Source organism: Thalassotalea euphylliae, assembly GCF_003390375.1.
Lineage (GTDB): Bacteria > Pseudomonadota > Gammaproteobacteria > Enterobacterales > Alteromonadaceae > Thalassotalea_F > Thalassotalea_F euphylliae_A.
The window spans coordinates 1,871,335-1,884,682 of the sequence record NZ_QUOT01000001.1; the positions used below are offsets into that span (position 1 = coordinate 1,871,335).

General features: G+C 43.8%; 12 protein-coding genes. 8 read left to right on the plus strand and 4 right to left on the minus strand.

Going from position 1 to position 13,348, the window contains the following annotated elements:
* Positions 1 to 2: 2 nt before the first annotated feature.
* Positions 3 to 854: a 16S rRNA (cytidine(1402)-2'-O)-methyltransferase gene (gene rsmI, locus DXX94_RS08350; protein ID WP_116015138.1), complete on the minus strand. Its 852-nt coding sequence runs from the start codon at positions 852 to 854 to the stop codon at positions 3 to 5.
* Positions 855 to 978: 124 nt separating this feature from the next.
* Here rsmI and DXX94_RS08355 point away from each other — a divergent pair, with 124 nt between their 5' ends.
* Genes DXX94_RS08355 through dolP form a run of 4 tightly spaced genes read left to right on the plus strand, consistent with a single transcriptional unit; the run spans position 979 to position 4,344 of the window.
* On the plus strand, positions 979 to 2,805 hold the full coding sequence (locus DXX94_RS08355) for a penicillin-binding protein activator (RefSeq protein ID WP_181901515.1): 1,827 nt from the start codon (positions 979 to 981) through the stop codon (positions 2,803 to 2,805).
* Complete coding sequence (locus DXX94_RS08360) at positions 2,792 to 3,166, plus strand: YraN family protein (protein ID WP_116015142.1); 375 nt, start codon at positions 2,792 to 2,794, stop codon at positions 3,164 to 3,166. The genes DXX94_RS08355 and DXX94_RS08360 overlap by 14 nt, the downstream gene beginning before the upstream one ends.
* A gap of 15 nt (positions 3,167 to 3,181) precedes the next feature.
* A complete protein-coding gene (locus DXX94_RS08365) occupies positions 3,182 to 3,769 on the plus strand; it encodes a phosphoheptose isomerase (protein ID WP_116015143.1) in 588 nt (195 codons plus the stop codon).
* A gap of 5 nt (positions 3,770 to 3,774) precedes the next feature.
* Entirely contained in the window at positions 3,775 to 4,344 is a 570-nt protein-coding gene (gene dolP, locus DXX94_RS08370; RefSeq protein WP_116015145.1) for a division/outer membrane stress-associated lipid-binding lipoprotein, read from the plus strand.
* Between the two features lie 108 nt (positions 4,345 to 4,452).
* On the opposite strand, the gene DXX94_RS08375 is transcribed toward dolP, so the two are convergent.
* Positions 4,453 to 5,532, minus strand: a complete 1,080-nt coding sequence (locus DXX94_RS08375) for a hypothetical protein (protein WP_116015146.1) — start codon at positions 5,530 to 5,532, stop codon at positions 4,453 to 4,455.
* A 430-nt stretch (positions 5,533 to 5,962) separates the two neighbouring features.
* Positions 5,963 to 6,991, minus strand: coding sequence for a recombinase RecA (recA, locus tag DXX94_RS08380; RefSeq protein WP_115999037.1), 1,029 nt, complete (start codon positions 6,989 to 6,991; stop codon positions 5,963 to 5,965).
* Between the two features lie 269 nt (positions 6,992 to 7,260).
* Between recA and mutS the strand changes: the two genes are divergently transcribed.
* The 3 genes from mutS to DXX94_RS08395 all read left to right on the plus strand — a co-directional run bounded on the left by mutS (position 7,261) and on the right by DXX94_RS08395 (position 11,278).
* On the plus strand, positions 7,261 to 9,825 hold the full coding sequence (gene mutS / locus DXX94_RS08385) for a DNA mismatch repair protein MutS (RefSeq protein ID WP_116015148.1): 2,565 nt from the start codon (positions 7,261 to 7,263) through the stop codon (positions 9,823 to 9,825).
* A 32-nt stretch (positions 9,826 to 9,857) separates the two neighbouring features.
* Entirely contained in the window at positions 9,858 to 10,346 is a 489-nt protein-coding gene (locus DXX94_RS08390) for a hypothetical protein (protein ID WP_116015149.1), read from the plus strand.
* 521 nt (positions 10,347 to 10,867) lie between these two features.
* A complete protein-coding gene (locus DXX94_RS08395; protein WP_116015151.1) occupies positions 10,868 to 11,278 on the plus strand; it encodes a hypothetical protein in 411 nt (136 codons plus the stop codon).
* Positions 11,279 to 11,403: 125 nt separating this feature from the next.
* Here the strand turns inward: DXX94_RS08395 and DXX94_RS08400 are convergent, their stop codons facing one another.
* On the minus strand, positions 11,404 to 12,354 hold the full coding sequence (locus tag DXX94_RS08400) for a sugar kinase (protein ID WP_181901516.1): 951 nt from the start codon (positions 12,352 to 12,354) through the stop codon (positions 11,404 to 11,406).
* Between the two features lie 240 nt (positions 12,355 to 12,594).
* On the opposite strand from DXX94_RS08400, the gene DXX94_RS08405 reads away from it, so the two are divergent.
* Positions 12,595 to 13,341: a FadR/GntR family transcriptional regulator gene (locus DXX94_RS08405; RefSeq protein WP_116015154.1), complete on the plus strand. Its 747-nt coding sequence runs from the start codon at positions 12,595 to 12,597 to the stop codon at positions 13,339 to 13,341.
* Positions 13,342 to 13,348 lie beyond the last annotated feature (7 nt).

The window sequence follows — 13,348 nt, forward strand, 5'->3', positions numbered from 1 at the left end:
GCTTACCATTTCATCGCTAAGGTTAAATCGTAAAGCTTGTTTTTCTTCAGGCCGTAAATTTCAGCAGCAATTGCACAAGCTTTTTTCGGTGGTAATTCTTTAATCAGCAGTTTTAGTGTCTTTTCAACCTCAGGAGAAATACTGTCTGGTTCTGGCTGATAACCTTCAATCATCAGCACCATCTCTCCCTTTAGCTGATTAGGATCTTGGCTAAGCCAATCAACAAAATTACCTGCACTATCAGCTTTTATCGTTTCAAAGGTTTTGGTTAGCTCACGAGCAATAACCACTTGGCGCTCAGCGCCCATCACTTCAACGATATCTTGCAAGGTGTCGAGTGCGCGCCTTGGTGCATCATAAAAAATCATAGTACGAGTTTCGTTTTTTAGCTCGCCTAACACTTTTTGACGTGCGCCTGATTTCGACGGTAAGAAGCCTTCAAACGCGAAACGATCCGTTGGCAAGCCCGCAACTGATAAGGCAGTAATTGCCGCACATGCCCCCGGTACAGGTACCACAGGTAGCGACTGCTGTTTTAACCCTCGGACAATATGAAAGCCTGGATCACTGATCAAAGGCGTACCCGCATCGGATACTAAAGCAATGCTTTTTCCTTCTTCCAACCAGTTGGCAATCTGTTCTTGTCGCTGACGTTCATTGTGATCGTGCAGCGAAAAGGTTTTAGCTTTAACACTAAACGCTGTTAGCAATTTTTGTGTGTGACGCGTGTCTTCGCACGCAATCAAGTCAACTTGGCCCAGCACATCTATCGCGCGTTGAGTCATATCCCCTAAGTTGCCAATTGGCGTTGCGACTACGTATAACGTACCAGGCACTATTTGAAATTCTGTCATTTATTTACCGCTATGCTTTATATCAGGTGATGCGTTAACTTGCGCATCAAGTGATGCAGTGGTTGAGAGTCATTAGGATGAAGTTTATTATAAACTCATACTTAAACCCACGGATTTCCAAGTAGTGAAGTCAGAAAGTCATCGGTTCTCTATTCTCCAACTTACGTTAAGCGCCGTTATTGTTGCGCTTCTAGCAAGTTGCGCAGCTCCTAAAACACCTAAAATTGTGCAACAGCCTGAAGTTGCAAAAACAGCCGAGCCTGAGCAGCTAAGTGCAAGTTACTTTATTCGACAGAGTAAAGAGCAAACGGGACAGCAAGCCTTAAATTCTCTTATTACCGCAAGTGAGTACCAGTTAACTGAAGGCCAACCATTAAAAGCGCTTTGGTTAGCAAACCAACTGCAAGGACAGGCATCGGGTGAGCAAGAATACCGCTTGTTAATCGTTAAAGCGCAAGCATTATTAGCACTAGAACAAATTGATTTAGCCTGGCAGCAGTTAGTTAAGGCAAAGTCGGTAAATACTGATGTCGACGTCAAATATTATTGGTTAGCACACCAAGTTAATTTGGCGCGAGGCTTTACCCTTGATGCTTTAGATGCTCAGCTATTTGCATTTTCGATGAACCCACAGGCCGGTGAAGAAGAGATTGAGGCGCTATGGCAAGCGTTTCAACAGCTTTCTTCTTGGCAATTGAGCCAACTTGATAATAACAAAGCACCTTACCTAAGTGGCTGGGTACAATTAACGAAATACGCTCATCGTTTTGGTGATGACTTGTCTGCCTTTCAGCGTTATTTACAGCAGTGGCGCAGACAATTCCCAACTCACCCCGCCAATAATTTAGTAGGTCAATTACTTAACAAAGAAAAAGCCTACCCACTGGGGGCCCAGCGTATCGCAGTGATTCTGCCTTTATCAGGCAGACAGCAAGCAGCTGGTAGCGCAGCACAGCAAGGTATTTTAGCTGCGTATCAAGAGCAAAGTACCACTAAATTACATTTCTTTGATTCAGAAACCCTCGACTGGACCACGCTAAAATCGACGTTAGAGACACTAGAAATAGATTACGTCATCGGCCCCTTGTTGAGAGAGCGGGTCAATCAATACCTGGCAATTGATGACATCACAATTCCAAGCCTATTACTGAACGTTTCAGCGCAACATACCCTAAACGAAAATCAATTTGCCATTTCAATGCGTCCAGAAGATGAGGCCGTGCAAGCGGCGGCAACCTTAGCGCGTAAAGATTACCAAATGCCGATTGTTTTAGTGCATCAAGACCAAGTAAGTCAGCGCATTGCCACAGCGTTTGTTGATGAGTGGCAGCGTGTTACTGGTAATGCGCCTAAATTAATGCCATTCAGTAAAGGCAAGAAAATGCAAACGATGCTGAAATCTGCGCTTGGCGTTTTTCAAAGCAAGGCACGCATCGATGACCTGAACAGCCGAATCAAACACACAATTAAGGCTGAAACACGCAACCGACGCGATATAGATATGATTTATATTGTCGGTTCAGCAACCCAAACGCGACTTCTAAAACCGCATATTGATGTAAGCATTAGCCCATTTGCCGACACGATTCCAATCTACGCCAGTAGTCGCAGTCACAGCCTCGCGGTTGATGAAGGAGATACTCGCGACCTTGCAGGCATGAGCTTTACCGAAATGCCTTGGCTGTTAGCGAGCCAAGCGCAAAACAAACCTCTAGTGCAAGTCACTAAGCAACTCTTTCCAACCCGCAGTGATAGCCTGCAACGAATATTCGCAATGGGTTACGACTCGCTCGCATTAGTGAACAAGTTAGCCGTGATGCAAAAGTACCCGTATGTGCGTCACTATGGGCAGGTAGGCACCTTACAACTTGCTGCAAATCAGATATTGACGCGTACGCTATTATGGGGTCGATACAACAAGGATAGTGTGCAACAAATTGCGATGGATTAAACAACTCACCACCAAAAATATTGGTGAACAAACCGAACAGCTTGCAGCGCAGCATTTACGCGAACAGGGGCTGAATTGTCTAACCTGCAACTTTAGCAGCAAATATGGCGAAATCGATATTATTGCGCAAGATGGCGAAGTACTCGTATTCGTTGAAGTAAAATATCGCAAACAAGCAAACTATGGCGGCGCAATTGCCGCCATTTCTGCTGCTAAACAACAAAAATTAAAACTTTGCGCCTCTTTTTATCTCCAACAGGCACAATTAAATGAATATAATACGCCATGTCGTTTCGATGTGGTTGCCCTGCAAGGGCCAATTGAACAACCGAATGTAACCTGGCTAAAAAATGCCTTTTAAGGAACCATTACTCTTATGTTAGAGCGTATCAAAAGTAATTTTACCGAAAGTATTCAAACCAAAATCGCAGCAAGTGAAGCGTTAGCGGCTCCTATTGAGCAGGCTGGTATGGTGATGGTACAAGCCCTACTTAACGGTAAAAAAATTCTAAGTTGCGGTAACGGTGGCTCTGCTGGCGACGCTCAGCACTTTTCATCAGAGCTATTAAATCGCTATGAAACAGAGCGCCCAAGTTTACCTGCTATCGCATTGACCACAGACAGCTCAACAATTACTTCTATTGCTAATGACTACCACTACGATGAGGTGTTCTCTAAGCAAGTAAGAGCCCTTGGTAACGAGGGTGATGTGCTACTGGCAATATCGACTAGTGGTAATTCAAAAAACGTCATCAAAGCAATTGAAGCGGCTGTTGCTCGTGATATGCCAATTATCGCGTTAACTGGTCGAGATGGTGGTGATATTGCTGGCCTGCTTGGTGAGAATGACGTTGAAATTCGCGTTCCATCACCGCGCACTGCACGTATTCAAGAAGTACACTTGCTAGTTATTCATTGTTTATGCGAAATTATCGATAGCACATTATTTCCACAAGGTGAGTAGTTCTCGTGAAACTTCATAAACTAGCTGCGCTCATTACCGCAGTTTCGTTGCTACAAGGCTGTGTCGCAGCTGCGGTCGTTGGCGTTGTTGGTGGTGCAACTGTGGCGGCAGATAACCGCTCAGTCGGCGCCCAAATTGACGATCAAAACATCGAATTACAAGGCTATGCAAAGCTTGCTGAACATAAAGGCATTAGTGACAACACTAACCTGCAAATCACCAGCATGAACGGCTCTGTATTAGTCGTCGGGCAGGCCCCGAATACCTACTTACGTGATGAGGCGTTGAAAATCCTCAAATCAGTGACAGGTGTCGTGCAAATTCACAATCAAATTCGTCTTGGTAATACCGTTTCAGTGGCGACTAAATCTAACGATATTTGGTTAACGTCGAAAGTTAAAACGGCACTGTTTAAAAGCGATAAAGTAGACGCTAACAATATTAAAGTGGTCACAGAAAACGCCGAGGTCTTTTTAATGGGCTTAGTAAGCCGTGGCGAAGCAGATCAAGCGGTGAATATCGCTCGCAATATCGGTGGTGTCAATCGCGTCGTTAAAGCGTTTGAATACCAATAAGGCTAGGCTAGTTTTAGCTCTAGGCTCTAAACCCTTAGCCCTAGCACACGCTAAAAAAGTTTCGAAAAACCGTCATCGCCTATGACGGTTTTTCCTTTTTACAGCTCATTAAAGTTGTTGAATCACGGAAAAAGATGCCGCTAACTCAGCTTTCGCTTTTATTGAGCTTTCTTTGAAATTAATCAGACCGTTGGGAGGCCACATTAGCGATAGCAGCTTAGCGTCTAATTCAAGTGTTTGCTTATAAAGCGCTTTTAGTTGGTTATTGTCACCCGCCACTCGGTAAATCTTAGTCGCAATCAAGTCTAGATCACTTAAGTAAGTCTCTTTCGCGGTCATCACCGCTTTTTTAGCTTTTGGCTCCACCACATTTAACCACACAGAGTCTAGTCGCTGACGACCATAGCGGTTGTTTAATAGCGAAAGTAAGTAATCGTTTGACTGGCTAGCAGTTGCTATACCCTGTTCAACTTGCTGCTTGTAAAGCCAAACTAAAATACGTTGGATATCCGCTTGCTCTTGGTGAATACTTGCAGATAATGCTTCTACTTTTTCGGGCGTTAACTTGACTAAAAAGCGATGTAAACGTATTTGCTCTTGATTGATACTATGAACATTACTTAAGCCATTAACAATTGCATTAAGCTGATAACTATTGAGTATTTCGGTACGATAGCTACCAAGTAGGTTCCGAGCATACTGTGATTGAAGAAAATACGGCGCTATGCCCTTTAAAGTAATTTGAGTTTCGTAAGCCTCAATATGACTTGGTGTTTTTTTTAATTTCTCTAATAGCCCCTTCTTAAGCAAAGCTACCTTGTTCTGCGCATTTTGAATATTGCCTTTAATTCGCTGCTTTTCAGCTAAATGCATGGCCGCGTATGAGAAGGGCTGATAGCTCGGTGCAAAGTCAATCACCAAGGACAATTGCTCATCGCTAATACCTGCAAAGTTTTTCGGATTTGCCATGAGCTGTTCAATTACTGCACCTAACGCTTGTTTATCTTCATAATCTTGCGCATAAACCTCAGGCGCATGTTGATATAGCTCATCAAGCAAATTGAGTTGAGTAACAATATCGCCATTGTCTAGCGCATCTTCGTATTGTTGTTCGGTAAGGTGGAGATTTGCGGTATCACAACCTGAAATTACTGCCGTTAACAGCACAGCAGTATAAAGCTTTTTCATAACATCCCTATCAGCGTATTGCTGGCAGCACAATTATCCTATTGCTCAGCTCTTTGTATTATTAACAGAACTTTAGGTTAATGATTGATGCCTATAACTTGACGCATTGTTTAAACACATGTTGTAAATTACTTACTTAGATGATTCAGCCGAATAGTTAGTTTTATCATTAATATGGTGGGCTTAAGTATTAACTTTCATCAAAGAAGCTATTGAATCATATTGAAATTTATGACAAAAGTAGAGGAGTTTTTGATGAAAAGTTTGTGTCGAGTTATGTCATGTCACAGCACAATTGGTGACCATCAGCTGCCATAGCTAATTTAGCGCTGAAAACAAAAAATCCCGCACTGGCGGGATTTTTTACTTTTATTATTTCTGAGCTTGAGCTCTGAACTCTGCGCTCACTATGTTTAGTGCGTGCAATATTCTATTCTGTCTCTGCTTCAGTTTCCGCTTCGGCTTCACTTGGCTTAGATAGGAACATCTCACGTAAACGGCCATCAAGCTCTTGCGCTACTTCAGGGTGTTCTTTTAAGTACTTGGTTGCGTTCGCTTTACCTTGACCAATACGGTCGCCATTGTAGCTATACCAAGCACCAGCTTTTTCTACCATCTTGTTCTGTACGCCAAGATCTAAGATCTCACCTAGGTTGTTGATCCCTTCGCCGTACATAATTTGGAATTCTACTTGCTTGAATGGTGGTGCAATCTTGTTCTTAACAACTTTAACACGAGTTTCGTTACCGACAATTTCATCACCCGCTTTTACTGCACCAATACGGCGAATATCTAAACGAACTGAAGCATAGAATTTAAGGGCATTACCACCAGTTGTGGTTTCTGGGTTACCAAACATCACACCAATTTTCATACGAATTTGGTTGATGAAAATCATCATAGTGTTTGACTGCTTCAAGTTACCCGTTAGTTTTCGCATCGCTTGCGATAACATACGCGCTTGCAAACCAACGTGCGAGTCACCCATGTCACCTTCAATTTCTGCTTTTGGTGTTAGTGCTGCAACCGAGTCAACAACAATCACGTCAACCGCACCAGAGCGAGTTAGCATGTCACAAATCTCTAATGCTTGCTCACCAGTATCCGGTTGAGAAACAAGTAAATCGTTGATATTAACACCTAGCTTTTCCGCATAAATTGGGTCAAGCGCATGCTCAGCATCAACGAACGCACAAACTTTACCGTTGCGCTGTGCTTCTGCAATAACTTCTAACGTTAACGTTGTTTTACCACTCGATTCTGGACCATAAATTTCAACAACACGGCCCATTGGCAAGCCGCCTGCACCTAAGGCAATATCTAAGCCTAGTGAACCGGTAGAGATGGTTTCTACATCCATACTGCGGTTTTCACCAAGGCGCATAATTGAACCTTTACCGAACTGACGTTCAATTTGACCAAGCGCGGCCGAGAGTGCTTTTTCTTTGTTGTCGTCCATTTATCGCTCCAATAAATACGATAGCGTTAATTTGTTAAGTTGCGCTTAGTATACTGTACGCTCGTACAGTATCAAGTGTAAAATAATATTATTTACCAAATCAAAGCTAAGGCACTGTTAATAATAAACTTATTATTTAACCCCTTAGTTTGAGCATTTCTTATCCAGTAGTTTTAACCAGTACTTTAGCCAGTAATTCTCTAGTAGGGGAATGCTGGGCTTTATGGCATAATCCACGTCAATTTTATGCCAACAACACTTGTCTTTTTATGACCACAGCGCCTGCCGATTTATCTACGCATACGCCAATGATGCGCCAATACCTTAAAATTAAAGCGGAATTTCCTAATATTCTGCTGTTTTACCGTATGGGTGATTTCTACGAGCTGTTTTACGACGATGCGAAAAAAGCCGCAGATTTAATGGATATTTCACTGACCGCACGTGGTAAGTCTGGCGGCAATGCCATTCCGATGGCCGGTGTGCCCTATCATGCAGTCGAAAGCTATTTAGCTAAGCTAGTACAACTAGGAGAATCGGTCGCGATTTGTGAGCAAGTGGGCGATCCTGCAACGAGCAAAGGGCCAGTTGAGCGCAAGGTAGTGAAAGTTGTTACCCCTGGCACCGTCAGTGATGAAGCTTTATTATCCGATCGTCAAGACAATCTAATTGTTGCCATTAGCGAAGTGAAAGCTGGTTTTGGTTTAGCCTATTTAGATATGACCAGTGGCCGCTTTGTGGTCAGTGAACCAAACAGCGCAGAGCAATTACAAGCAGAATTACAACGACTATCACCGGCGGAGTTACTGTACCCAGAAGATTTTAGCGCACCACAATTATTGGAGGCTCATAAGGGATTACGTCGCCGCCCAGAATGGGATTACGATTTAGACACAGCCATTAGTATTCTCACTAAGCAATTTCACACCAAAGAGCTCACTGGCTTTGGTGTAGATGAGCTGCCGCGCGGCTTAATGGCGGCCGGTTGCTTGCTTAATTACGTACAAGATAGCCAGCGTACTGCCCTACCCCATATTCGCGCCATTGTCGCCGAATCATCACAAACTGGAGTAATTTTAGATGCGGCGACGCGTCGTAATTTAGAGCTAACCCATAACTTGCAAGGTGGCGTTGAAAACACCTTAGCCTCAGTGTTGGATAAATCGGCAACGCCAATGGGCTCTCGCCTGTTAAAACGCTGGCTGCATTTCCCGCTGCGCGATTTAGCGGTATTAACGGCAAGACAAAACGCTGTGGGTAGCATTATCAACGACGAGTTGTATCCTGAGTTTAAAACCGTACTTAAGCAAATTGGCGATATTGAACGTATTGTCGCCCGTATTGCACTGCGCTCTGCGCGCCCTCGTGACTTTGCCCGCCTGCGTAACGCACTTGGGCAGCTACCAGAACTCCAAGGTTTATTGGCTGAATCAAGCACATCAGATTTATCGGCATTAGCGCAGCAAACACAGCCGATGGATGAATTGTATGCGCTACTAAGCAGTGCAATTATTGATAACCCACCAGTGCTTATTCGCGATGGCGGCGTCATTGCTCCGGGCTATCATCAAGAGCTCGACACCTTACGTGATTTAAGTGAAGGAGCAACGAACTTACTGACAGAAATTGAAACCCGCGAAAAAGAACGCACGGGTATTCAAACCCTAAAAGTGGGTTACAACAAAGTACACGGTTTCTTTATTGAAGTAAGCAAAGCTTCTTCAACTCAAGTGCCTGCAGAATACATTCGCCGTCAAACCCTGAAAAACAACGAACGCTATATTACCGAAGAATTAAAAGCTCATGAAGAAACGGTACTGACCGCGCAAAGCCGTTTTCTCGCACTAGAAAAGCGCCTTTACGACGAGCTATTCGATAAAGTAATGCCTGTACTTGAAAAGTTGCAAACCTTAGCGCAAGGTATTGCGGAACTTGATGTGCTTAATACTTTTGCTGAGCGTGCAGAAACGCTTAACTACGTTAAGCCTAAGCTAACCAAAGACAAGCGCATTAACATTGAACAAGGTCGACACCCAGTGGTGGAGCAAATGACCAATGAAGCCTTTATTGCCAACCCCGTTGTGCTTGATACCAGCCGAGAAATGCTGATCATAACCGGCCCGAACATGGGCGGTAAGTCAACCTATATGCGCCAAACTGCACTGATTGTATTGCTCGCGCATATAGGTTGCTTTGTTCCGGCTGGCAACGCTGAAATTGGCTTAGTGGATCGCATATTCACCCGTATTGGCGCGTCAGATGATTTAGCCAGTGGCCGCTCAACCTTTATGGTTGAGATGACAGAAACCGCCAACATTTTGCACAACGCCAGTGATCGCAGTTTGATTTTACTCGATGAAATTGGCCGAGGCACTAGCACATACGACGGCTTATCACTGGCGTGGGCGGTTGCCGAAATGCTCGCCTTAAACACTAAAGCCTTTACGTTATTTGCCAGCCACTATTTCGAATTAACCTTATTGGCAGAGCAAATCGACACGCTAGCTAATGTCCACTTAGATGCTGTTGAGCACGACGACAATATTATCTTTATGCATGCCGTGCAAGAAGGCGCCGCCAGCAAAAGCTTTGGTCTGCAAGTGGCACAATTAGCCGGTATTCCAAAGCCTGTGATCAGCCGTGCTAAACAGCGTTTGGCTGAACTGGAAACGCAGCAAGCACCAACGGTTGCCACCAAACCGCAAGCGTTTGAGCAGTTGCCGTTAATGGATGTTGAACATCCTGTGGTAGAGTCGTTAAAACAGTTAGATGTTGACGAGCTTAGTGCCAAGCAAGCGCTTGATTTACTCTATCAATTAAAATCACAGTTATAGTTTTATCTATATAAAAACAGGAGCGTCAGTTAGTGAAATTACCCATACGTATTGCTGCCGAACAGCAAGTGTCTGATGCCCTGAATATCACTAAGCACGATTTAGAGCGCATCGAAGCCTGGGCGAATTTCGAAACCTTGAAAGCGAATTGGTATGGTGACGAGGCCAATAGCCCAAGCTGTCAGATCGCTTTGGTTTCCCCTGAGTATTTTCAGGCAAAGTTTGGCGCAGCAGCTGATGCTACACAAGGCGATCATAAAGGCAGTGCTGAGGTGGGCGCACTTGCTGGTTGGCAAATTAATGGTGAGACACTCAGCGCCGTAAAATTTGTCGACCTTGCTAGCAAACAACTGATTTTTATTGCCATCTCAGAGTCATTGCTGGTCAAGCAATTAACCGATCAAGAATCTGTCGAAACGAGCCAGTGGATAGGGACAGACCATGCGGTGAAGTTACAACAAATTATCCGCTACTGGTTATTGCAACTGGCTGCTCATTTTAATTTAGATGCGATTGATTAGTTCAGTTAACTTATAAAACGAAAAACTTTAATAAGCGTTTGCTATAAAACCAGTCACATAATTGAGCAATAAATCAACACTTGTACAAATTAATACAAGCGTAAATAAGCTCATTTAAACAATGTTTTCCCCGCAGTCATTAACTCGTCTTTTCACCTTATATTTCGTTAAAAATTACCATTCACTGTTAACACTTTCTCTTTATCCAGCTGAATATTCGAGGAATTTCCACTGCTTCTATTAAGTCAACTATTTGCAGTGAACAAGCAAAAGAAAGCCCCAGCATTTAAAGGGCTAAATATGCTGTTTAGTTTTGTTTACAAAGAAGGTATTTAACGAACCTTCTTGCGCATTATTTGATCAGCCATTTACTTTACTTGGTTGTCGCCATTCGTATAATTGCCGCCGATTTTGAGTCCCACAACTCACAGCAATTTTTTGTTTTAACAGGCTTAGGCGCGACTGGCTATACCCCGCTTGCCACAGCAGCTGTTTAAACATTTTGACAGAATGAGGTAGTCATGAAAAACCTAATCGGCACACTCGCTTTCCTTGCAGCTTTAGCAAGCACACAAGTAACCGCAGCTAATATTCAATTTGTTGCGAAAAATACATCAGCAGAAACCAACTTATGTTTAGTTGCAGCTCAGCAAGGTTACCAAGCCGCAGTTAAGCAGTTAGGTAGCGAAAAATTAGCAGCGAATACCAAATGTAATGGCGAAACGTTAAAAGCATTTGCTCATTCTTTTGCAGCAGAAAAGGCAGCTGTGGCTCATAAAACTGTAGTTTTACCGGGCAACCAAACAATGGAAAGCCAGCTGTGCATGAAAGCAGTTAAAGAAGGTGTACGCGCTGTTGGTCACCGTATTTCATCGCTACGCTGCAATGGTCAATCAGTCACTAGCTTTGTAAAAGCGGTAAAACGCTCATAATTGGCAGCAGGCTAAGCTAAAATCGCAACCATGTGATAATAAAAAAGCTCGTCAATGACGAGCTTTTTTATTTTGGTCTTGTCATCCTTGTAGCCATCGTTCTGGCAGGCATCGTTCTGGCCAAGTTAACCTTGCATTAATGTATTTAACGATGCTTGAATCGGCGCAAAATCTTCCGTGGCAATAATGGCCCCTCGGTGCTGAATAACATGCGAAGCTAATAAGCTCGCGAAATTTACCGACGAACTGGCGCTGCTGCCAGCTAAACGAGCATAAAGATAGCCAGCGTTAAATGAGTCGCCCGCCGACGTGGTATCGACAATATTCGCCACAGGTTCAATAGCAATAAACTGGCTTTTTTCGCCTTCAATCACTTGCACGCCATGTTCGCCGTGCTTAATCACTAATTCATCAATGGCATAGTCTTTAAGGGACATCGCTACGGAGTTAAAGCACTCCCCCATCGCCAGCTGTTCAAGATCTTCGACGCCGGCAAATACCGTGGTACTTAACTTTAATGCACGTTGAAACGCTTGCTGAGCTAGTACTTTGTCTGGCCATAGTTGGGGGCGAAAGTTGGTATCGAACACAATTTGTTTGCCGGCGGCAGCTAATTGTTCAACAAACTGCCAAAAACGCTCGCGATCACTTTGCGCAAGGATCGCGATTGAAATGCCAGAAAAATAAAAAATATCTGTGTGCTCGATTAGCTGACTAAGCTGCTTATCGCTGACTAATGCAAATGTCTCGCGCGCCGCTGCTTGACCACGCCAATAAGTAAAGCTGCGCTCACCCTCGCTATCCACATCAATTAAATAAGCGCCAACGGTGCGCGCTGGGTGACGATAGACGTAATCGGTATTAAGCTGCTCCGCTTGAAACTGGCTAAGCATATTATAACTTACTGCATCACGGCCTAACGCAGTCAGCAATGATACCTGCGCCAACTCAGTCGCCAAGCGCTGCAAATAAACACTGGTATTATAAACATCGCCAGCAATGCCACGCTGATATTGCTGACTTGCCATAGGGGCAAATTCCAGCATGCATTCACCAAATACGACTATTTTTTTCATAATTATAATATAAATCGCTAAAACACTTATCATATCACATGACATCATGTATGATAGCAAATAGTCAACAATTTAGTTTAAAATTCAAACAGCTCACTATTGACCAGCCGCTGAGGAAATTTAAGTAATTTACCCAGCCCACTAGCGCTAAAGGCCATTGTTCATTGCCGATAAACGCTGTAAAGTCACTAATGTGCCTAAAGAAACAAACAATTAACAATTTAAAAGAATAATTGCCGCATGAAGCATTTACACATTGGACAAATTCAAAGTTCACGCAGCTTGACCAATGATTTGGTTGAGTCACTAAGAAGCCAAATTCTAGAAGGTAATCTGGAGCCCGGCACAAAATTGCCTGCCGCCAAAGATATCGAAGAGCAAGCGGGTGTTAGTCGCAGTGTTGTACGAGAAGCGGTCGCCGCGTTAAAAGCAGAAGGCTTAATTGTCAGCCGCCAAGGGGTTGGCATGTTTGTCGCGAGCAGCACGCCAAAGCAATCGTTTGAGATTGAAAACAAAGAATTCACCTGTATTGAAGAAGCTGTTCAGATTTTGGAATTGCGGATGGCAGTTGAAATTGAAATGGCCTCAATGGCAGCTCGTCATCGCACAGATAAGCAGATGGCAGATATCTGGGCAGCATTAGCAGCGTTTGACCAGCAAGTGGCTGACGGTAATGATGCGGTCAAAGAAGATTTGAACTTCCACTTATCGGTAGCAAGCGCGTCTGGTAACCCTTACTTTTCTCGCTTTATTAAATATATTGGCGAAGGGGTTATTCCAGACCGAGATATTGTCACGGACTATGAAGAGTCCATTGACTCGACCGACTACCTAAAGATTATTCAAAACGAACATAAAAAGATTGCTGAAGCGATTGAAGCAAAAGATAGTGAAGCGGCGCGCTCAGCCACACGTGAGCACCTAGGAAATAGTCGTGATCGCCATATCAAAATTGCTGAGCATGTAAAACGCAAGCAAGGTTTATAACACTTAC

What these genes read in the sequence shown, in the direction of transcription:
- rsmI (WP_116015138.1), bottom strand. Translation starts at nt 854, where the DNA reads ATGACAGAATTTCAAATAGTGCCTGGTACGTTATACGTAGTCGCAACG.
- DXX94_RS08365 (WP_116015143.1), top strand. Translation starts at nt 3,182, where the DNA reads ATGTTAGAGCGTATCAAAAGTAATTTTACCGAAAGTATTCAAACCAAA.
- DXX94_RS08375 (WP_116015146.1), bottom strand. Translation starts at nt 5,532, where the DNA reads ATGAAAAAGCTTTATACTGCTGTGCTGTTAACGGCAGTAATTTCAGGT.
- recA (WP_115999037.1), bottom strand. Translation starts at nt 6,991, where the DNA reads ATGGACGACAACAAAGAAAAAGCACTCTCGGCCGCGCTTGGTCAAATT.
- mutS (WP_116015148.1), top strand. Translation starts at nt 7,261, where the DNA reads ATGACCACAGCGCCTGCCGATTTATCTACGCATACGCCAATGATGCGC.
- DXX94_RS08395 (WP_116015151.1), top strand. Translation starts at nt 10,868, where the DNA reads ATGAAAAACCTAATCGGCACACTCGCTTTCCTTGCAGCTTTAGCAAGC.
- DXX94_RS08400 (WP_181901516.1), bottom strand. Translation starts at nt 12,354, where the DNA reads ATGAAAAAAATAGTCGTATTTGGTGAATGCATGCTGGAATTTGCCCCT.
- DXX94_RS08405 (WP_116015154.1), top strand. Translation starts at nt 12,595, where the DNA reads ATGAAGCATTTACACATTGGACAAATTCAAAGTTCACGCAGCTTGACC.